The following is a 22007-nucleotide window of genomic DNA, read 5'->3' as shown; positions in this document are numbered from 1 at the left end:
TTTTTAGTCTCATACTTTTTTTGATAATCTTTTCTATAGTGTATTGTTTGTCTAAAAGGTAGATTATTTATTTTAATCTTTTCATCTAAAAGATAAGCATATAGTCTTCTCGTAGATTGAATATTAGCTAAATACATAAGGGTTAAAATTAAAATCCTTTTTTACTTTTTACTCTGACCAGGATCTTTTCAAATTTAACACAAATCAAACATTTATTTAATCAATAAAAAACAAGAAATATTGTGAATTTGATATATTTTTGTTATAATTACTTTGTATGGTAATTATAATTAAAAGTTTACCCAAGTACTTTACGGAGGTGGTATTATGAAAATTTTCAACAGACGATGATTTTGTAAATTTAATAAGTCAAATTTCTAACACATCTAGCGAAGAAGGTTCAACTTCATCAAAAAATTCAAAAGATCTATTAAAAACACCTATTTCATTAACTGAAGAAGTTTCATATAAAAATGAATATGATCAACTAATTAAAATTTTCGATGAAATATCAAACAAAGAGAATCTGATCAACAAGCTGAAGCAATTTAGGAAAGCAATAAACAACTTGTTAAAGCATGAAAACAGATACGAGTACTATGCTGAAGTCACAGGGAATGCTAAAATCAAGCTAGAAAATGCTCTAAGGCGATTAAAAGATTTAGATTCAAGTGCTTCAACAACAAATCTATATATCGATTTTAGAGATATCATGGTATTAAATTTACTTATTGAACCATTTATATTTATTCATGACAATCACGATGAACTTGTAAAAATTATAAGAGATTCATCAGAAAGCAACATTGAGCCAATTATTAGAGATGAATTTACAAGTTTAGTTAGTACCTTTGAAGCTTCCTATTCTAATATAGATTTCTCCTATTTTTCAAACCCAACATTTTTAAACGATCTCAAAAATACTCTGGACAAAATCTCGGACATTTCTGAAGATAAAAATTATCTTGACCTAAATGACATTTTCGTTCCAGAGGCTTTTGTACTCAATTGGGTTGATAATGCTATTAATCTCTCGGATCTACTTATAAAAACAATTGTTGAAATTAATGAATATGAAATTAGAAAAACAGATGAAAATGGTTTTAGAAAAGATGGAAAAACAACAATTTGGACTTTTGGAGAAAATAAAGCAGATAATATATCAATTACACTTGAATGGTACAACACTCCTTTAATAGAAGAAGATATTCCAAAAAATGCAAGTATAACTTTGAATGACAAAGAAGTTAACACTTCTACAACAGTAATAGATGTTCTTAAAATTTTAGATTCGGCTTTACCAGATAACACCTTAATTTTTAATATTAGCTTTGCAACTCCAATAAACTTAGAAAGTACCGCAACCATCAACTACTCATTGAAATTTGATTTTGAAAAATTAAATACTTCAGCACTCGACTTAAAAAATTGTAATTTAAAGATTAATGATGGAGTACTAGATATACTTAATGTTGCTTCAATAACAGAACTTACAATGGCTATAAATACTCAAAATATCGACATACTTAATAGTTATTTAAAATTCGTTAGCGAAAATCTTGAATTCGCTTCATTTAATTATGACTCAGGTTCCAACACAACAACCATTAAATTTGAATATAATCTAGAAAACGGAGCAGTTATAGGAACTCTAGAGTTCAAATTTGAAGGAATCACTTTATTTGATTTAATAAATATACCAATTAATTTTCAGGAGAAATTTAGTCACCTAAATCCTCAAAAGTTGTTATTCTAAAACAAATAAATTACTAAAAATCAAAAACAAGGAGCCTTATATGGCTCCTTGTTTTAATAAAATTTACCTCTAATGAACCAACATTCTATATAATTCTTTGTAATTTGAAACTTTCTTTATATTATCCTCAAACTTATTTTTTGGATCAAAAAGAATAAAATCAAGTTTCGCCTTTTTTGCACCTTCATAGTCGGTTTCTATATTATCTCCTATATAAATAGATCTTGAAAGCGGAACATTTGATAATTTTTCTGCATAGAAAAATATATCAGGTTCTGGTTTTGGTTTTCCAACCTTTTCTGAGGTAAGTACAAATTCAAAAAATCTATCTAGTCTTGCAATTTTTGCTCTTTTTTGCTGAACAGATTCCACGCCATTTGTAATAGCAGCCATTCTAAAGCCTTTTTCTTTCAATTTTCCTAAGAAATCTTCAGCACCTTCTATAAAAAAAGCAACACTGGAAAGTCCTTTTAAATAAACCTGTGCAACTTCATTAAAATTCAAATTAAATACTCCAATTTTTTCAAAAAATTCTCTAAATCTTTCTACAACAATCACTTCTTTTCTATACTTTCCTTCTGAAAAAAGCTTCCACCATTTTTCATTTATAGGCCTATAAATTTCTATGTAACTTTCATCATACCTAATATTAAGGTATTCAAACACACTTTTTAGAGCATACTCTTCAGATTTGTCAAAATCCAATATTGTATTATCAAGGTCAAAATATATCATTTCATATTTCATATTTTTTCTCCTTTATCTCATATGTAGAAAATTCAAAAGGAAATTTAACCGGTTTTCCTTCAAGTGCAGATTTATATATCGCAAGGACTATCTCTACTGCTTTTTTACCATCTTCTCCACTTATGTATGGCTTCCTATCATTCACTATTGATTCATAAAAATCTCTATATAGAGGTACATGCCCACTTCCATATACTGTATCTGGATCTGGCAAGGACATAAATGGATGCCCTTCTTCTCCTTCAAATCTCCATTCTTCTATCTTGTTTACCGCCAAACCTCCTATTACCACTGTCCCTTTTTCTCCAAATATTGCTAGCTTTTCATGCAAGTTCTTTGGATATATCGTTGTTGTACCTTCTATCATCCCTATTTTCCCATCTTTAAACTTTATTATCGCTCCTCCAAAGTCTTCTGCTTCTATATATGGATGATTAAAGTTCTTTATTACCCCATATACTTCTTCTATTTCTCCCCCTAGCATCCACTGGAGCAAGTCTATGTTATGTGTGCATTGGTTCATCAACGCTCCTCCATCTTTCTCCCATGTCCCTCTCCAACTTGCTTGTTTGTAATAATCTTCATTCCTATTCCACCTTATTGTCGCAACTCCATAATGAACTTTTCCAAAATCTTTTCCTTCTATCTTTTTCCTTAACTCTTGTATTGGTGGATTAAATCTATTTTGAAAACATACCTCAAGTTTTAAGTTTTTCTCTTTTGAAAGCTTTATCATTTCATCTGCATGTTTTGTAGACAGTGCCATTGGTTTTTCAACAAGTACATGTTTCCCATTATTTAACGCTTCCACTATCTGTTGCAATAGCAACCGCATCTATATCTTCTCTTTTTAGAAGTTTTCTAAAATCTGTTTCAACTTCTGGCCTTTTTCCTAACCTTTCTTCAAAAATTTCAGCACAATTTGATGCTTTTTCTTTTACTATGTCACATACTGCAACCACATCAAATAATTCTTTGTTTTGTATCAATGCCTCTGTATGTTTTTTTGTCGCTATCCTTCCACATCCTATTAATCCTATCTTTAACATATATCTTCCTCCTATCCTAAAACAACATCAAGTGCAGACATTATAAAGAAACCTATTATTAAAAAGTACGTTGACAGTCTTTCATTTCCTCTAAGATGGGTCTCTGGAATTACCTCATCACTTATTACAAATATCATAGCACCACCAGCAAATGCCATCATATATGGAAGAAGTGCTCTTGAAATAGACACTATTCCAGAACCCAAAATACCTCCAATTATCTCAACCACACCAGTTAAAAATGCCACCCAAAACGATGTTTTTATAGAATACCCGGCATTTAAAAGCGCTGCAGCAACAGCGGCTCCTTCTGGTATATTTTGCGCTCCAATTGCAAATGCGATATTAATTGCTTGATCTGAAAATGCACTCACACCAACCGCCATACCTTCAGGTAAATTGTGAATTGTAATTGCAATAACAAAAAGCCATATTTTACTTAATCTTTTAAGTTCAGCGCCCTCATGCCCCTTTAAAAAGTGCTCGTGTGGTGAGTATTTGTCCATTAAATCAACAAGTATTGCACCAAGAAAAAAACCTACTCCAAATCTTAGAAGTCCACCCATTTCGATAGAAGGTGCAACCAAACTAAACGCACTTGCAGCAAGCATAATACCCGCTGCCATACCTAAAAGTGCATCAATAAACTTTTCACTTGCTCCTTTTCTAAATAACAAAAATGGAATTGCCCCTAAAGATGTAGCCATCCCAGCAGCAGAACTTAGTAATATTCCTTTTAAAAACAAATTCATCTTATCACACTCCTATATAGCTCTTTTTTCCTATTTAAAAAATACGCATGCGATATTCCTTCTTCTTTGTATCTAAAAAAATCTAATTTTGAAACATCAAGATCTGCATAAATAAGCTCTTCTTTTCTTCTTGCTTGAGTTATAACATTACCATCTGGCCCAACTATCCTTGAGCTTCCAATAAAGTCCATTAATCCTTTCCCACTTGTTGATGATGTTACAAGAAACGCTCCATTTTCAAGAGCCCTTGCTCTAGTTGCAATTTCATAAATATTCTTTCTCTCCTTTGAAAATGCAAATGGTGCAAGTAACACTTGAGCCCCGTTAAGTGCCAAAACTCTTGAGATTTCAGGAAAACCTATCTCATAGCATATCAAAATTCCAAATCTAACTCCTTGGAATTTAAAAACTAAAAACCTTTCCCCAGGTAAAAAGACATCTTTTTCCCCTCTAAATAAATGTGTTTTATCATAAAATAAAATCTCTTTTTTCTTCTTTATAACAAACACAGAATTTCTAACTTCAGAAAGTACCTTTCTTGGAACGCCACCTACAATAGCCATGTTATATTTTCTTGAAAGCTTTAAAAGCTCAGATTGTACCTCATTGAAAAAGCTTATCGAATCTTCAAGTATATTTTTATCGTAAGTATAGCCGGAAATTGAAAGTTCGGGAAATAAAATTAAACTAGCACCTATCTCTCCAGCCTTTTCAATAAAATCTATGTGCTTTTTTAAATTGTATTCAAATTTACCCGGTTTTGGACTAAATTGGGCTGCTGCTATTAACATCTGCAACCCTCCTTGCAAGTTGCTCTTGTTTTAACCAATATCCATCAAGATACCCTTGCGAAGTTAATAACCCTAGGAACTTGTAATGTTTCTTTGTAAGAACACCTGGTCCAATATTTGCAAGTGGAGTACCTGGAAGAGGCATAAAGGTATGTGCGTGCACCTTGGCCTTGTATTTATTTACAATTTTTTTGATAAATTCAAAAGTTTTTTCAATATCTTCATCAGTTTCAAATGGAAAACCAAATATAAAATCTACTCGAGGAATAAAGTCATACTCTTTCAATAATGATAGAGCTCTTTCAATTTCTTCTAAATTATGCCCTCTTTTTATCATTTCCAATACTCTTTCACTTCCACTTTGTGCCCCAATTACTATGTACTTATTATTAACATACTTTTTTATAACCTTAAGTATTTCCTCATTGACACTCTCGGGCCTAACATCCGAAGGAAACGTTCCAAAATATATTTCTTCAACTCCAACCTTTTTCAAGTTATAAAGCAAGGTATCAACTGCTTCAGGGTTGGGAGTTACACCATTTTTGCTACCGTATCCAAATGAGTTTGGTGAAATAAACCTTGCAATTTTCCTGTTATTTTCCACACCTATCTTTGAATATTCAACTATTTGCTCTATAGGTCTATGTCTTACTAATTTTCCAGCAAGTCTTGGGGTCTGACAATATCCACAAGAAAATGGGCAGCCCCTCGTTATTTCTATAGGCATATACAAATTCTTTTCAGGACAAAACGGAGGATAATCAGAAAGATCTACCCTTTTTGTTATCCCATCATATATTCTATTTTCTGGAAACTTGCCATCTATAAATTTACGTATATTTTCTTCTCCATCCCCAACAAATACATAATCAAACCCTAAATTCAATAATTGCTGTGGCATCGCAGTTGCATGAGGACCACCAGCAACCACCATATAACCTGATTTCTTTAATTTTTTCAACTCATCTACTACTGCTTCAAGATCAAAGCTCATAAAAGAATAGAGGACTACTGTCCCCTCTTTTTCATACGAAAAAATTTCTTCAAAGCTTCTTATATCAACAAGTTCTAAATCCTTTCTGTAAGAATAAATTGACGACACAAGCGCCGTTATACTATATCTATTATTTTGGCTGTATCTAAATAATAATCTCTTTATCTCCACAGAGCCTCATCAACCTCTTCCAATGTTTTCGATGTGACAAAAATATGACCACTATCCATGATAATTATAGACTTAGACTCTTCACCAAAGGTCATGTTGATAATATTTCCACCAATTTTATGCATTCCCCTAATTTTCCTTGCAACAGCAGAAGAAATTGGCAATACTGCAATTATACGGTTCCTTGGAATATAAAGATTATTCGAAATTTTTACAATTTGTTCCACACTTTCACCCCTAAACATTAAATCTTATTGTAATTATATCACCATCTTCAATTATATGCTCTTTCCCAACTAATTTCATCAATCCTTTTTCCTTTACCTCTTTTTCACTACCAAGCTCTATTAAATCTTTGTATTTAATAACCTCAGCTTTAATAAATCCTCTTGCAAGGTCAGAATGTATTGCTCCAGCTGCTTCTACAGCAGTACTTCCTTTCTTTAAAGTCCATGCCCTAACTTCATCAGATCCAACTGTAAAGAATGAAATAAGACCAAGTTGGTCATATACAACCTTTGAAAGTCTTTCTATCCCTGTTTGCTCAATTCCAAGGTCCTTTAAAAACTCTGCTCTTTCTTCTTCATCAAGTTCCTGTATTTCCTTTTCCATTAATCCACATAGTTCAATATATGCAAAGTTGTATTCTTTAACAAGCTCTAATACTTCTTCTTTTGTTTCATAACTATTAGAAGAAAATTGCTCTTCATCTAGATTAAGAGCAATTATTATCGGTCTTAAAGTTACAAGAGAATAGCTGGAAATCAACTTTCTTTGATCATCTGTTAGTTCATATCTTGAAAGAAATTCTTCGTTTTCAAGAACCTTTGCCAGTTCCTTTAAAAGCTTTAACTCATTTTCTTCGCGGTTATCAAGTTTTCTTTTTGCATTTTCAAGTCTTTCAATTCTATTTGTAATAATTTCAAGATCTCTAAATATAAACTCATCCAAAGCCAATTTTAATTGTTTAAAAGCTGTTTCACCATTTTCTGGATATGGAACACTATCATTTTTAAAAGCCCTTAAAACTAACAAAAGCGCATCGGCATTTTGGACCATATTAAATACCTGTATTCTGCTCTTTTTATCCGAAGGATCAAGAGATGGCGTATCGTAAAATTCAAGGGTTGCATAGGTTGTTTTTTTGGGGTTGTACATCTTTGACAAAATATCAACTCTTTTATCATAAACCTTTGCAACACCTTTTTGATGTATAGGTGAATATGGATCAACCTCTATTCCAGTCAAAAGAGAAAATATGGTCGTCTTTCCAACTTGTGGAAGACCAATTATTCCTATCTTCAAAACATTCCCTCCCTAAAAACTTTTTTTAACTTAAACACACTTTCTCTTACCTCATTCTTTTTTAGAAAACTTGACGTTCTCTGCGAAACGGCAATTGCTACTAATCTACCATCACAAACAAGCATAACATCTTGATCTTTCTTAAAATCATCCCTTATCTCTTTTACAAAATCCATAGTTGGTTGTACACCGTTAAATATCTTTTCAACGTAATCTTTATAAATCTCAACCTGTGGTAAATCCAAAACTTCCTCCACTCTTAAAATCCTATTTACAATTTGCTCAGAAGATAGTTCAAATGGATTAATTGAATCTTTAATAGAAAATTTTCCTACACTTTTCCTTACAAGTTCAACAGCTGTTGCCCCACAACCAAGCTTGTAACCTATATCCATACACAAACTTCTAATATATGTTCCAGGTGAAACTACTACCTCAAAAGAAAACTCCGGAGGAACTATCTTTATATTTTCTATCTCATATATTTCAACTTCAACAGGCGGAAGTGAAATAATTTTTCCTTCTCTTGCAAGTTTATATAACCTTTCACCATTATATTTTTTGGCTGAATATGCTGGTGGAACCTGTTTGTATTTTCCTTTGAAAGATAAAATTGCATCTTTTATTTCATCATTGCTTTTTTGACATACTCTTTCTTCCTTTACTTGTCCAGTGATATCAAAAGTTTCTGTAATCAATCCTAAGATAGCTTTTACATAGTATCTCTTTTTTTCATTCTTTAAATACTCCAAAAGTCTTGTTGCACCTGAAATACCAATAACTAGAACACCTTCTGCAAAAGGATCAAGTGTTCCTGCATGGCCTATTTTCTTTGTTTTAAGCTTTTTTCTTAGCTCATCAATAACATCATGAGATGTTACACCTTTTGGTTTAAATGCATTCAAAAATCCTACCATCAGTAATTCTCCAAAAACCTCACATCATTTTTTATAAAATCCCTAATATCTCTTATTCCGTACTTAACCATTGCAATTCTTTCAAGGCCAAGGCCAAATGCAAAACCAGACCATTCGTTTGGATCATATCCTACGTTTTTGAAGACGTTTGGATCAACCATACCAGCTCCTAAAATTTCAAGCCACTTTCCATTAAATAGAATATCAACTTCATAGCTTGGTTCTGTAAATGGGAAAAAGCTCGGTTTTAATCTAACCTTTGCGCTATCTCCAAAAACTTTTCTTGCCATCTCTTCCAATGTATATTTTAAATGCTTTACCGTAACATTTTTATCCACATACAACCCTTCCATTTGGGTAAACATCGGAAGATGTGTGGAATCATAATCTCTCCTAAAAACTCTACCTGGTGAAATAATAGCAAGTGGTGGTTTTCTTTCAAGCATTGTTCTTACCTGAACTGGCGAAGTATGGGTTCTTAGCAAAATTTTATCTGTAAAATAAAATGAATCTTGAACATCTCTTGCAGGATGCCATTCCGGTGTATTTAACGCATCAAAATTGTGCCATGTATCCTCGACTTCTGGACCTTCCACTACCTCAAACCCCATTGAAATGAATATATCTTCCAACTCTTTTTGTATTTTTGTAAGAATATGTAAATGTCCTCTATCTTTTCTTGCACCAGAAAGTGTAACATCAACTCTTAGTTTTTCATACTTTTTCTGTTTTTCGATTCTATATAACTCATTCATTCTATTATTTAAATAATCTTCCACTTCTGATTTTGCTTTATTAACAACTGCACCAAATTTTGGTCTTTCTTGTTGTGAAAGATCCTTTAACTTTTTCATCTGAGAGGTTATTAAACCTTTCTTTCCAAGATATTTAACCCTTATCAGATTTAATTGCTGAAGATCTTCTGCATTGTCTATTTCTTTTTTGGCAGTATCAACAAGTTGTTTGATCTCGTCCATCCAAACACCTCCAAATTTAACCTGTATGAAACGAAATTCAATATTAATTATAACATATATATGCTATCATTTAAACAAATAGGAGGTGAGGTAAATGGATTCAATCGAGCTTAGACACATTTTACACCAAAACCCAGAAATATCTTTTAGAGAATTTGAAACTCAAAAAATATTACTTTCGGCCCTAAAGGATCTAAAAGACGAAAGACTAAAAATTTATAAAATAGCTGGCACTGGTGTTATTGCATTGTATGAACCAAAGAAAGGTGAACCTTTCATACTCTATAGATCAGATATTGATGGACTTCCAATTGAAGAAGAGACAAAATGGGAATTTGCTTCTAAAAATTCAAATATGCATGCATGTGGTCATGACGTGCATATGTCCATTGCATACGAACTAATTAAAAAAATACTTTCTTCAAATATAGAAAAAAATTTTGTCTTCATATTCCAACCAGGTGAGGAAACAGGAGCTGGTGCAAGGTACGTTTTAGATGAAATTGAAGAGCTTGACATAAAACTTGCTCTGGCACTGCACATTACCGATGAATATGATTTTAAAACTGTTGCAACAACTAAAGGAGTTTTATTTGCAAGTGCTACTGAAATTGATTTAACATTCTCCGGCAAAGCCTCTCACGTTGCTTTCTACAAATCTGGTATTGACTCGATTTATCTTGCAAGTAAATTTTTGACCGAATTTTACAATCTAACTTTTGACAAAGCAATTGCAAGATTTGGAAAAATAGAAGGAGGAAATGCAAGAAACATCGTCTCTCCTCAAACCACATTAATGGGAAGTATCAGATCAGAATCTTTAAAAATTACTGAAGAAATAATAAATAAAATACAAGAAGTAGCAAAAAGTGTTGTTCAAAAAGATGGTGGAGAATTTTCAATCTCAAAAGGTTCAATATATCCACCTGTAATTGTAAATGATAAACTGTATGAACTATTTAGAGAATTTGTGCAAAAAAACAACATACAATTTATTGATTGTGGAATGAAATATACAGGCGAAGATTTTGGTTATTTTTCTCAAGAGTACCCTTCATTGATGTTCTGGGCGGGAGTTTCAAAAGGTGAAAAATACGGGCTCCACAATCCAAAGTTTTTACCTAACGACGAAGTTATATTATATTATGCAGATGTTGTTTTCAACTTTTTAAAGGAGCTGGAAATATGAAGGAGATATTCCAAAAAGTTGCTGATGAAATTGGAACACCCGTTTACATATATTTTGAAAAAATTTTAGAAGAAAGAATAAATAAAGTAAAAAATGTCTTTGAAGAAATTAATTTTTTCCCTACATTTGCAACGAAGGCAAACAACAATCCTGCGATTTTAAAAATTCTAAAAAATCATGGATTTGGAGTAGATATATTAGGTGAAGGAGAACTTCTTGCTTGTAAAATTGCTTCAATAGAGGGAGACAAAATTGTCTGGAATGGAAATGGTAAAACAAAGGAGCAAAAAGATTTAATGAAGGAATATAAAGTTAAATATGTAAATGTTGACAGCAAAGAAGAATTCGAAAATCTATGGAAAAATGAAGATGATTTTGAACTGTTTTTAAGGGTAAATCCAGATATAGATGCAAAAACACATCCATACATATCAACTGGATTAAAAAAGCACAAATTTGGTGTTGATTTTAAAACGGCTGAAGAAATTTTAAAATCTCAAAAAATCAGTGGAGTTCATATACATATTGGCTCACAAATAACAGATGTAAAACCTTTTAAAGAGGCTATTGAAAAAACTTTAAAACTTTGTCAAAAATACAACATAGAAAAGATAAATATTGGTGGAGGATGGGGAATAAAATATAAAGATGAAAATGAGCTAAATACTCAAGAATACAAAGAAGAAATAATTCCGCTTCTGAAAAATTTTAAATTAGTCATAAATGAACTTGGAAGGTTTATAATAGCACCTGCAGGATTTCTTTTAACAAGGGTAACATTGATCAAAAAAACAGAAAAAAAATTCTTTGTTGTAACTGAAAGCGGAATGAATCATCTACTTAGACCAGCACTTTACAATGCATATCACGAAATAGAGGTATTAAATAACAGTAAAGACGAAATTCTCGCTGATGTAGTTGGCCCTCTATGTGAATCTGGAGATTTTCTTGCAAAAGAAAGAAAAATTAAAAAACCTGAAATTGGAGAATTATTAGTTATCAAAAACGCTGGCGCATACGGTTTTTCAATGGCAAACAACTACAACGGAACGGTAAGACCTGCAGAAGTTTTAATTACAAAAGACGGTAAAATAAAACTTATCAGGAAACGAGAAACATTTGATGAATTGTTTAAAAATGTAATTTTGTAGTAAAATAGTAATGTACAAAAAAGGAGGCGTTGTTTATGAATAAAATAATGATCATAGACGATGATGAATTTGTACATAAATACATCGATGAAGTTCTATCAAAAGAATGTGAATATGAAATAGAAACCATACATGCTTTTTCTGAAAAACAGGCAAGTAAATTAATTGAAAAATTTAAAGATGATATCTCCGTATTCTTTATAGATGTTTTTATGGAAAATGATAACTCAGGTCTTGTATTAGTTGATCTGATTAGAAATCATCTAAGTTTAAGAAAGCCTAGAATTATCCTTGCAACCTCCTACAAAGAATTTGTAGAAAAAAAACATGATATCTCTGATTTTGATATAAGTTTTTTTATGGACAAGCAATACATGGATGAATTTATGGTAAAACACACATTTTTGATAGCCATCAAATCATACATTGAAATTGTAACTCTTGAAAATACAATAAAATCGCTACAAAAAATAATTGAACTTTCAAGGAACAAAGAAAAATTTGACAACATATTAAAATTTTTAAAATTCATGTTGTACGAAGCTATTAATCTCCTGAGATTTTCTTCAAATATAGGCATTGAAGGTTTTGTAACTTTAAACGGGATCGTATATGCTGCAACTCCAAAGTTTGAAGAATACCTAAATGTGCCACTTTCAAAAGTAAATTTTACATTTTTTCCAGAAAGCACTATATATTTTGAAAAAGAGCTAGCAAAAGATTTATCAATTAAAGTTTATATTATTTCTAATATAAAACTAAAAGAAATTAACAAACACCTTGTAAGTCTTTTTCTTGAAGAAATAACAAATTCGTATAGTTCAAACTATTATTCAAATCTTTATTCACAAACTCAAAAAGAGTTATTGGCTAAACTACTTTCAGCAATTGAGGCAAGATCTGGAGAAACTGGCGAACATGTAACAAGGGTTGGGAAAATTGCAAAGATACTTGCTAGTAAAATTAACTATTCACAGATAGATGAAATAGAAATAGCTGCATCAATACACGATCTTGGAAAAATTGCAATACCTGACTCAATTTTAAACAAGCCAGGTAAATTAGATGATGAAGAATATGCAATAATTAAAGAACATCCTATTATAGGATACAATATACTTGAAAATTCAACTTCTAAAATTTTAAAACTTGCAGCTGTTATTTGTCTTCAACATCATGAGAATTGGGATGGTAGCGGGTATCCATATGGACTTGAAAAAGAGCAAATTGATATATCAGCAAGGATAACATCAATTGCGGACGTATTCGATGCACTTGTAAGTGATAGAATATACAGAAAAGCACTTCCATTAAATAAAGCGCTAGAAATAATTAAAAAAGAAAGGGGCAAAAAATTCGACCCAAATCTTGTTGACATATTCTTTGAAAACCTTGATGAAATACTTGAAATATATAAAGAATAAATCTAGATTCCAAATGCTGTAAATCTTTTAAGTCCATTTCTCCACACAAATTCAGATACACCAAAAACAACAATTAACCAGAATAGTTGTAGAAAAAGTATGTTAAAAAACTTTTCTTAGCAAAAAGAAAATTTACAGGAGTATACAATATTAATCTAAAAAGCAAAAGGGCATGCTTAGTACATTAAATAACGTTTAAATTCTAAAATATGAAAGCCTTCTCAAACTCAGCTCCACACCAATTTTAAGTAACTCAAAATTCCTTTTAAGACTTTTCGACAAAATTCCTCTTATCTCTTCTATTTCTTCTTTATTCTCATACGGAACTTTTATTTTAACACTATTTTTTTCAATCTCTATGGGATATCCAAACAATCTGATATTTTCAACTGTAGTTTTAGTTGGTTTTCCTTCAAAATCAATAACAAGGTTCTTGTATCCAAATTTATTTTTTAAATGTTTTGTTTCAATATCTAATTTTAATTTTCCATTATCTAGCAGCAAAATTCTGGTGCAAAAATCTTTTATCACATAAAATTCATGTGTTATTATAAACACCGTCTTTTCAGATCCAAATGGATAATTTAATAGGAACTCCTTAAAAGCACTCTTTGCATTTACGTCAAGTCCTATGGTAGGCTCATCAAAGAAAAAGATGGAAAGATCATGAATTGATGCCATAAATATTTCTGCCTTCATTCTCTCACCAAGAGAGAGTGTTCTAACTATCCTGCTTAATAACTTTTCTATTCCAAAATATTCATCAAAAACTTTTAAACGCTCGTCAAGTTGCTTTTCATTTAATTGATATACAGCTTTATATAATTTTAGGCTATCATAAACGGTAAGCTCTGGAATAAGAAGAGATTTTTGACCCAAAAGAACACCAATGTTTTTTACATACCTTTTTCTATCCGAAAAAGGATCATACCCCATACATTTACAAACCCACGAAGAAGGTGGTATGATCCCAGTTAATATCTTAAAAAGCGTTGATTTTCCACTACCATTTAAACCCAAAACTGCAACCTTTTCACCTTTGGAAATTGAAAAACTAACGTTTTCCAAAACTGTGATAGTTTTAAATTGAGGGCTGAACAACCTTACAAAAAATTCCTCTCTTTATTATCTGCAATTTTATATGTTCTTGTCAAAGATTCAACTTTTATCAAAAACCCCCCACTTTTTAAAAAACTATCCAACGTACTCTACATCTTCATCCGGTTCTTCTCCTTCAAGGGCAAATTTTAATGATTCTATAGCAACCTCTATTTGCTTTTCATCAGGCTCAGCTGTAGTAAGCTTCTGAAGCAGTAATCCTGGAAATGACAAAAATCTTAAAAATGGAAATTTATCAAATAATTTTAAAAGTTCATAAGAAACAGATGCTACAACAGGTATCAAAACTATCCTAATCACTATTCTTTCAACCCAAGAAAGCGGACGATAAATACCAAAAATACTAAAAAGAATTATAGCAACTATTAAAAAGATCATCACAAAATTTGTTCCACATCTTGGATGAATGGTTGAATATTTTTTAACATTTTCAACGGTTAATTCATCACCGTTTTCATACGCATGAATGGTTTTATGTTCCGAACCGTGATATTGAAACACCCTTTTTACATCTTTCATAAATGAAATTATCCAAACATACAACAAAAACAGTCCAAGTCTTATAAACCCATCAACCAAAGAAAATAAAAATTCGTCATCTTTTACCCCCAAAAGACCTGTTAAAAATACTGGGAGCATTACAAATAATCCAATACCAACTACTATTGCTATAAAGATTGAAAAAAACGTTTCAGATTTTTTCATTTCTTCTCCCGTTGCAATCTCTGCAGACCTATCAAGACCTTTTAGACCAAAGTACATAGAATAAAAAAGACTAAAAAGTCCCCTTACAAATGGTATTTTCAAAACTTTTTTATTCTTTATCTTCCCAAGTTCTTCTTTTACAATTTCTCCTTTTTCATTTCTTACAGCAATTACAATCTTTTTACCCATCATCAAAACGCCTTCAATGATTGCTTGACCTCCAACTTTCATACAATAACCTCCTGTAAACAAAAAAATCGGGGTTATTACTCCCCGAGAATCTCAAGTATTTTTCTTGCATTTTCATCTTCCAAAATAATTTTAAAAAACTTATACGCGTTATTATCTTCTTCTGAATTTTTACCCAAAAAATATTGGCGAACCTTTTTAGCAAAGTCTTCTCGTTCCTCGCCACTCATGTTTGCAACATCTTTAACAATATTCAAAAGTCTTTCATCATCCCTACAGCTTTGAGCAATATACTCTAAATCATTCATCCAATAATTATTCCGCCTTCTTTGTTAAATATACTTTAAAAGAAATTCCTGTTCTTGTTTCACCATCTATCTCTACTTCAATAAATCCTGGAACCGCATATAAATCTTTACCTTCTTCTGACAAAAACCTTCTTGCAACTGCCAAAGCTTTTGAAGCTTGGTTAACAGCTCCAGCACCTATAGCTTGGATCTCAAGCTTTTCATTCTTGTTTAGAGATCCAACTATAGCACCCGCTACCTTGTTAGGATTAGATTTTGAGCTGACCTTAAGTGTTTCCATAGCTATACCACTCCTCCTTGAACAGATATTAATAGAACTGTTACTAATACGATTATATTTTAACATAAAATTACAAAAATTCAAAATTTTATAAAAATTTATATTCTAATCATATTACAACTTTGTTTTTCATCATAAAATATTGATTTTTCTCCGTCTTTCTTTAGAAATCAAATAACGATGATTGGTCTGTTTCAGGTAAGTTATTTAATATCTTCAATTTTTTCATAGTAGTTATATGTGCTTTACTTAATTTTGTTCTCTTTTTCAAATCCTCTATTGAAGTAAATTCTTTTTCTTCTCTTGCTTGAACAATTGAATATGCAACACTATCGCCAACACCTGGAATTCTGTTTAAAGGAATCCTTAGTTTGTTATCTTCAATTAAAAACCTTCTGTAATCACTCTTTAATATATCAGGTGGTAAAAATGAAAAACCTCTTAAATACATTTCTAAAGCTGCTTCAAGTACTTTTTCTTCGTTCTTTTCCTTTACATCTTTTTTCATTTTTACACTAAGTTCAGTTAATCTCTTTTTTATAGCATTTGGACCTTTTAAAATTGTTTCAATGGAAAATTCATCTCCCTTAATGGAGAAGAACGCTGCATAATATGCAAGCGGAAAATGAACTTTAAAGTAAGCAATTCTAAATGCCATACTAACATACGCAACAGCATGAGCCTTAGGGAAAAGATATTTTATCTTTTTACAAGATTCTATAAACCATTCTGGTACATTATGCTCTCTCATCAAATCCTCTTCTTCTTTTGTAATACCTTTTCCTTTTCTAACATTCTCCATTATCTTAAAGGCCGTTGATTCTTCAACCCCTGCTTTTATAAGGTAAATCATTATGTCATCACGACAAGAAATAACTTCTGAAAGTGTTGCTTTTCCGGACCTAATTATATCTTGTGCATTATTAAGCCAAACATCGGTACCGTGTGAAAGCCCTGAAATTCTAACAAGCTCTGCAAATGATTTTGGCCTTGTTTCTTTAAGCATTTCCTGGACAAAATCGGTACCAAATTCAGGAATACCAATAGTACCAACATCCGTTCCTAAATCAGAAGCTCTTACTTTTAAAGGTTTTAACGACGAAAAAATTTCCAAAGTTTCTTTATCATCCATAGGAACAGTAGTGGGATCTACTCCTGTATACTCATATAAAAGTTTAATCATTGTAGGATCATCGTGCCCGAGTGCATCAAGTTTTACCAAATCATCATGTATTGATTCATATGCAAAATGAGTTGTACACATTTCAGAATCTTTCTTGTTTGCAGGATACTGTATTGGAGTAAAATCATATACGGTCATATCCTTTGGAACGATCATTAGACCTCCAGGATGCTGACCTGTTGTTCTTTTTACCCCAGCAACCTTTTCTGCCAGTCTTACTTGTTCAGCTGTATTTAAAGTTTCATCTTTTAACTCCATATAACTTCTCACATAGCCAATTGCACTTCTCTCGGCAATTGTACTGATTGTTCCAGCCCTAAGAACGTTATCTTTTCCAAATAACTCTACAATATAGTTGTGCGCTCTTTCTTGATATTCACCAGAAAAGTTCAAATCTATATCCGGAACCTTATCACCTTTAAATCCCATAAAAACTTCAAAAGGAATGTCTTGACCTGTTTTATTTAATTTTGTTCCACATTTTGGACACAATTTATCAGGCAAATCATAACCTGAACCAACTTCCTTAGAAAATTCAAGGTATTTGCAGTTTGGACAAATATAGTGCGGCGGAAGTGGATTAACTTCCGTTATACCCATAAGGTATGCAACAAATGAAGAACCAACAGAACCCCTTGAACCAACAACATAACCATCTTCGTTTGCCTTTTTTACTATAAGATGTGCAATTTCATACAAAACTGCATAACCGTTATCAATTATACTTTTAAGCTCCTTTTCAAGCCTTTTTTCAATAACTTCTGGAAGTGGATCACCATAAAGCTCTTTGGCTCTCTTTAGAGATAAATTTCTAACATTCTCTTCTGCACCATCAATTATTGGTGGATGGAGCTTTTTCTTTACCGGCGCAATATCTTCAATCATATCTGCAATTTTATTTGGATTTTCAATAACTACTTCTCTAGCAATTTTTTCGTCTCCGAATATTTCCATTGCCTCTTTTAGTAATTCATCGGTAGTTCTCAGATAAAGCTGTGCATCTTTATCGCGTAGATCTTCATCATGTGGATTACTTTTTTCCTTAGGTGAAAGTAAGACATGTCTTGCCTTTATATCTTCTGGCTCTAAATAATGAGCGTTATCAACCATTACAACGGGCATTTTTAACCTTTTTGCAAGAAAATAAAGCCTTTTAAATATTTCCTTTGCCTGTTCTTTATTTACTGAAACAATAGTGCTAAGTGGGAAAATTTCAACATAATCATACTCTTTTAAAAGCTCTATTATTTCCTCATCGGTTGCAGAACCCTTTAGTGCTTCAAAAATTTCGCCCTGCTCACAGCCTGTACCAAATATCAACCCTTCTTTATATTCTTTTAAAACATTCTTTGGAACAAATGGCACGTATTTAAAATATTTTACATGTGCATCTGAAACTAATTTATACAAGTTCTTCAATCCTATTTTGTCTTTAACTAAAATAGTTATGTGATTAAATACTCTCTTTGTCCTTATACTTGAAATAGAAGTACCTGCTTTTAGTTTATTTATATCATTTAAACTCTTTATACCCATCTTACCTAATAATTCAACTAATTTACCAAAAAGTTCTGCAGTCACACTTGCATCTTCAAAAGCCCTGTGATGCTTAAATGGTCCAAGTTTGAAATATTCAACAAGTTTTCCAAGGCCAAAAGACTTAACCTTACCCTTTAAAATTACCCTTGAAAGCTTCAATGTATCAAGATAAGGCATTATCAAATCTTTATCGTACATCTTCCTGTAAACTTCCCTAATAAATCCATAGTCAAAGTCTGCATTGTGTGCAACAAGAACAGTACCTTCTATAAATTCCAAAAATTTTGGAACAACTTCTTCTATACCAGGAGCATCTTTTAACATATCATTTGTTATTCCAGTAAGCTTTTGGGTAAAATCATTTATATCTTTGTTTGGCTTTACAAAGCTTTTAAAGGTATCAATAATTTTTCCATCCTTGTACTTTACTGCACCAAATTCAATTATCTCATCGAATCGTGCGTTTGTACCTGTTGTTTCAAGGTCGAAGACTGTATAAACACAATCCTTAATCACATAATCTTTATCTAAATTCTTTACAATATCTCCAGGTTCATTAAGAAAGTACATTTCAGTTCCAAATATGGGTTTTATTTCATTGGATTTAGCTTCTTCATATAAATAAGGTATAGATTGTACATTTCCATGATCCGTTATAGCTACTGCCTTCCAACCCCATTCTTTTGCTCTTTTTACAAATTCCTTTATATCTATAATTGCATCTAAATCACTCATTTTCGAATGAACATGCAAAGGCACTCTCTTTTCTTGTGATAAATCTTTTCTCTCAATTGGCTCTGGATCTTCGTAAATTTCTTTGACAGAAAAATAAAACTCTCCATTTCTATCAACGCTCATAGAACCCTTAAAGTAATACCAATTATTTACTGAAACCAAGGTCTCTATTTTATCTACATTATCAAATACTTTCGCAAGTATGGAATCTTTGTTATCTGTAACATATATACTTAATAGCGGATTCCCATATTCAGATTTTTCAATTTTAAAAACCTTTCCTCTTAAGAAAACTCCTTTTGCATTCATTGAAATATTTGATGGAAAATAATATTTTATTTTTCCACCTTCAAATGTTTTCAAAGAACTTTCTACTTTTGGAGGAACAAAGCTTATTTCCTCTTCAATTATTTCTACTCTAACATTCTTTTTAGTTAGACTTTCAATTCTTTTTAATTTACTTTCTATTTTCTTAGCTGCAAATTCACCAAAAGCTTTAATAACTATTTCATTTTCAAGAAATTCCACATCTTTTACATAAGGAGCATTACCATTAAGCATATTCAATATTTTCTCTTTATTTATTTCAGGCAAACTATATTCTAAAAACACATCAACTCCAAAAAACATTTTCAACTTCTCACTTAAAATATCTAAATCTCCAATCGCTTCATTTAAGTAAAAAGTAAGCGATTGAGATTTTGTATCATATACAATTTTTACAATCTCACCTGAAAGTTCCAGATTAAAATATTCTGAAAGTTTTGTAATAGGGATATTCAAATTTGGAAAAACATATTTCATTTTTTATCCTCCCTATGCTTTTATTTCAACTGCAAGACACCAGGCAACTGCTAATGCATCGGCAGCATCATCGGGCTTTGGAATATCATTTAAATTTAAAAGCATTTTAACCATCTTTTGAACTTGTTTTTTATCTGCTCTTCCATACCCAGTAACGTTATTCTTTACCTGATAAGGTGTAAACTCATACAAAGGAATGTTCCTTTGCGAAGAGGCCAGAAGAATTACTCCACGAGCTTCTCCTACATGGATGGCTGTCTTTACATTTTTGTAGAAAAACAAGCTTTCAATTGCACAAGCATCTGGGGAATATTCTTCCAATAGCTCCACAAATCTATCATATATATACCCTAATCTTTTATACATTGGGACATCTTTTTCAGTGGTTATAACCCCATGCGTGACATGCGAAATTTTGTTTTTATTCTTTTCTAGGATCCCATATCCAAGTATACCATATCCAGGATCAACACCTATTATTCTCAAAGATAAATACCTCCACTTTTTAATTATTTTTTACTCCAAAATTATATATTAATATGGTTAATAGAGGAAAAACACTTGCACTCAAAAACATGAATATTGTGTTATTACCAAATATCGCTGCATAACCACTTGAAAGGAAACTTCCAATTGCCCAAGAAAATCCCATTGAAATACCAGATGCAAGAGCCTTATTATTTGGTAAAAGCTTTTGAGCAGAAACAATGTTAGATGACATTGTAAAAAAGCTAAAACCGTCAAACAAGACAAAAGAAATTACCTTTAACCACAAATTAGGTACAAATACGAACAACAATCCAAATATTCCCATTCCTACAAAACCAATAGTATTGGTAAATTTATCATTAGTTTTTTCAAGTACAATTGTACCAAAGAAATTAGTAAAAACTCCAAACATCATTCCAAATGTTAATATTGAACCACCTACTATTAAAGATTTTCCAACTTCATTCATATAAATTGGAATATATGTATGAAATATATCCATAGAAAAACTTCTTGATGCAACTATTAAAAAAATAGGCCAAAGTTTGAATATATCACCTTTAAAACTTAATTTCTTTGCTTCAACTGGTTTTTCATAACTAAATATCCTGAATGAAAGAAGTAAAAGAAATGGAATAAAAAATAAAGTTAAAAAGTATAGTTTTTCAATTCCTATTTTTTCTTGATAAAATGTTATAAAAACCGGTGCTATACCAGCACCTAATGTTCCTGCAACTGAAAATAAAGCAACATGCTTTCCTTTAGAACGCCTTCCTGCAAAGCTAGCACCCAGAGGATGAAACATAGAATTTAAAAGCCTAATAGCAACTACAAGAGAGAAAAATAAAATAGCTGATTTTACAATACCCAAAAATGATACCAAAAACACTTCTAATACAACAATTATTGTTATATAAATACCATCTCTTTTTATTTTATCAAAATACATGCCAAAAAATACTTGAAATATAGAAGTAATTCCACCAAGTAAAGCTATAAAGCTTGCAAATGTTTTGTTATCAATCCCTAATTTGTCAATAAAATGAGGCGCAAGAGGTTTTACAAAAGCATTAAAAAAATCTGCAAAAAAGTGAAATATTGCTCCCAATAACTCCATCTTGTTTTCCTCCCTTTTATTATTTAGCTTTGCGAATTATCAAGATTATTATACCAATTTTCTTTTTCATTGTCTAAAACAAAAGATTAAAAACTTTAAATATTATTTGTTTAGAATCTACCTATCAGGAGCGGATTTCTTAGATTTTGAAAAATGTGATCTGAGTTGATAAGATATATTATTTTTGAATTTTTAACTAAAAAGAAAAATCTATCTACAATCTCTTTTCATTCTAAATTCATAATTCATTTTTTATTTTTTCACCTAATAACCAATCTCTCTCACACACCTCTAATTTCTTATAGTCCACTTG

20 protein-coding genes and 1 pseudogene are annotated in these 22007 nt (G+C 31.3%); 4 read left to right on the top strand and 17 right to left on the bottom strand.

The window, feature by feature from the left end:
• Positions 1-568: 568 nt before the first annotated feature.
• A complete protein-coding gene (locus OB7_RS06000) occupies positions 569-1756 on the top strand; it encodes a hypothetical protein (protein WP_249031030.1) in 1188 nt (395 codons plus the stop codon).
• A gap of 69 nt (positions 1757-1825) precedes the next feature.
• Here OB7_RS06000 and OB7_RS05995 read toward each other — a convergent pair whose 3' ends face one another.
• The 9 genes and pseudogenes from OB7_RS05995 to pheS all read right to left on the bottom strand — a co-directional run bounded on the left by OB7_RS05995 (position 1826) and on the right by pheS (position 9462).
• A complete protein-coding gene (locus tag OB7_RS05995) occupies positions 1826-2503 on the bottom strand; it encodes a YjjG family noncanonical pyrimidine nucleotidase (protein ID WP_004101683.1) in 678 nt (225 codons plus the stop codon).
• A pseudogene (locus tag OB7_RS05990) lies at positions 2493-3552 on the bottom strand (Gfo/Idh/MocA family protein). The gene OB7_RS05995 and the pseudogene OB7_RS05990 overlap by 11 nt, the downstream one beginning before the upstream one ends.
• 11 nt (positions 3553-3563) lie before the next feature.
• Complete coding sequence (locus OB7_RS05985; protein ID WP_012580152.1) at positions 3564-4304, bottom strand: ZIP family metal transporter; 741 nt, start codon at positions 4302-4304, stop codon at positions 3564-3566.
• Complete coding sequence (locus OB7_RS05980; protein ID WP_012580151.1) at positions 4301-5095, bottom strand: carbon-nitrogen hydrolase family protein; 795 nt, start codon at positions 5093-5095, stop codon at positions 4301-4303. Before OB7_RS05980 ends, OB7_RS05985 begins: the two co-directional genes overlap by 4 nt.
• Positions 5070-6263, bottom strand: a complete 1194-nt coding sequence (locus tag OB7_RS05975; RefSeq protein ID WP_114702759.1) for a TIGR04013 family B12-binding domain/radical SAM domain-containing protein — start codon at positions 6261-6263, stop codon at positions 5070-5072. Before OB7_RS05975 ends, OB7_RS05980 begins: the two co-directional genes overlap by 26 nt.
• A complete protein-coding gene (locus OB7_RS05970) occupies positions 6254-6490 on the bottom strand; it encodes a DUF370 domain-containing protein (protein WP_012580149.1) in 237 nt (78 codons plus the stop codon). The genes OB7_RS05975 and OB7_RS05970 overlap by 10 nt, the downstream gene beginning before the upstream one ends.
• A 10-nt stretch (positions 6491-6500) precedes the next feature.
• Positions 6501-7568 carry a DUF933 domain-containing protein gene (locus OB7_RS05965; RefSeq protein ID WP_004101667.1) on the bottom strand — a complete coding sequence of 356 codons (1068 nt, stop codon included), beginning with the start codon at positions 7566-7568 and terminating at the stop codon, positions 6501-6503.
• The gene (truB, locus tag OB7_RS05960) at positions 7565-8485 is read right to left on the bottom strand and encodes a tRNA pseudouridine(55) synthase TruB (protein WP_114702758.1); all 921 of its coding nucleotides are present in this window, start codon (positions 8483-8485) and stop codon (positions 7565-7567) included. The genes OB7_RS05965 and truB overlap by 4 nt, the downstream gene beginning before the upstream one ends.
• On the bottom strand, positions 8485-9462 hold the full coding sequence (pheS, locus tag OB7_RS05955) for a phenylalanine--tRNA ligase subunit alpha (protein ID WP_114702757.1): 978 nt from the start codon (positions 9460-9462) through the stop codon (positions 8485-8487). Before pheS ends, truB begins: the two co-directional genes overlap by 1 nt.
• A gap of 94 nt (positions 9463-9556) precedes the next feature.
• Between pheS and OB7_RS05950 the strand changes: the two genes are divergently transcribed.
• Genes OB7_RS05950 through OB7_RS05940 form a run of 3 tightly spaced genes read left to right on the top strand, consistent with a single transcriptional unit; the run spans position 9557 to position 13226 of the window.
• Positions 9557-10651: a M20 family metallopeptidase gene (locus OB7_RS05950; protein WP_004101662.1), complete on the top strand. Its 1095-nt coding sequence runs from the start codon at positions 9557-9559 to the stop codon at positions 10649-10651.
• Positions 10648-11802: a diaminopimelate decarboxylase gene (lysA, locus tag OB7_RS05945; RefSeq protein WP_114702756.1), complete on the top strand. Its 1155-nt coding sequence runs from the start codon at positions 10648-10650 to the stop codon at positions 11800-11802. The genes OB7_RS05950 and lysA overlap by 4 nt, the downstream gene beginning before the upstream one ends.
• Before the next feature lie 35 nt (positions 11803-11837).
• Positions 11838-13226: an HD domain-containing phosphohydrolase gene (locus OB7_RS05940; protein WP_114702755.1), complete on the top strand. Its 1389-nt coding sequence runs from the start codon at positions 11838-11840 to the stop codon at positions 13224-13226.
• A gap of 2 nt (positions 13227-13228) precedes the next feature.
• Here the strand turns inward: OB7_RS05940 and OB7_RS10215 are convergent, their stop codons facing one another.
• From OB7_RS10215 to OB7_RS05900, 8 genes are all read right to left on the bottom strand, one after another.
• Positions 13229-13327 (bottom strand): hypothetical protein, encoded by a 99-nt coding sequence (locus OB7_RS10215; protein ID WP_114702765.1) that lies wholly within the window; start codon positions 13325-13327, stop codon positions 13229-13231.
• Between the two features lie 94 nt (positions 13328-13421).
• Complete coding sequence (locus OB7_RS05930; protein ID WP_012580145.1) at positions 13422-14294, bottom strand: ATP-binding cassette domain-containing protein; 873 nt, start codon at positions 14292-14294, stop codon at positions 13422-13424.
• Between the two features lie 126 nt (positions 14295-14420).
• Positions 14421-15281 (bottom strand): DUF1385 domain-containing protein, encoded by an 861-nt coding sequence (locus tag OB7_RS05925; protein ID WP_004101654.1) that lies wholly within the window; start codon positions 15279-15281, stop codon positions 14421-14423.
• Positions 15282-15316: 35 nt separating this feature from the next.
• A complete protein-coding gene (locus OB7_RS05920) occupies positions 15317-15547 on the bottom strand; it encodes a hypothetical protein (protein WP_004101652.1) in 231 nt (76 codons plus the stop codon).
• Between the two features lie 7 nt (positions 15548-15554).
• Complete coding sequence (locus OB7_RS05915) at positions 15555-15827, bottom strand: stage V sporulation protein S (protein ID WP_004101650.1); 273 nt, start codon at positions 15825-15827, stop codon at positions 15555-15557.
• Between the two features lie 163 nt (positions 15828-15990).
• The gene (locus tag OB7_RS05910) at positions 15991-20088 is read right to left on the bottom strand and encodes a PolC-type DNA polymerase III (protein ID WP_114702754.1); all 4098 of its coding nucleotides are present in this window, start codon (positions 20086-20088) and stop codon (positions 15991-15993) included.
• A gap of 12 nt (positions 20089-20100) precedes the next feature.
• On the bottom strand, positions 20101-20574 hold the full coding sequence (ruvC, locus tag OB7_RS05905; RefSeq protein ID WP_004101643.1) for a crossover junction endodeoxyribonuclease RuvC: 474 nt from the start codon (positions 20572-20574) through the stop codon (positions 20101-20103).
• A 19-nt stretch (positions 20575-20593) separates the two neighbouring features.
• Positions 20594-21694 (bottom strand): MFS transporter, encoded by a 1101-nt coding sequence (locus tag OB7_RS05900; RefSeq protein WP_004101641.1) that lies wholly within the window; start codon positions 21692-21694, stop codon positions 20594-20596.
• Positions 21695-22007: the final 313 nt, after the last annotated feature.

Origin of the sequence: Thermosipho africanus Ob7 (genome assembly GCF_003351105.1) — a bacterium.
Lineage (GTDB): Bacteria > Thermotogota > Thermotogae > Thermotogales > Fervidobacteriaceae > Thermosipho > Thermosipho africanus.
Note: the sequence above shows the minus strand (reverse complement) of the source record. Positions and strands in the feature narration are given on the sequence as shown.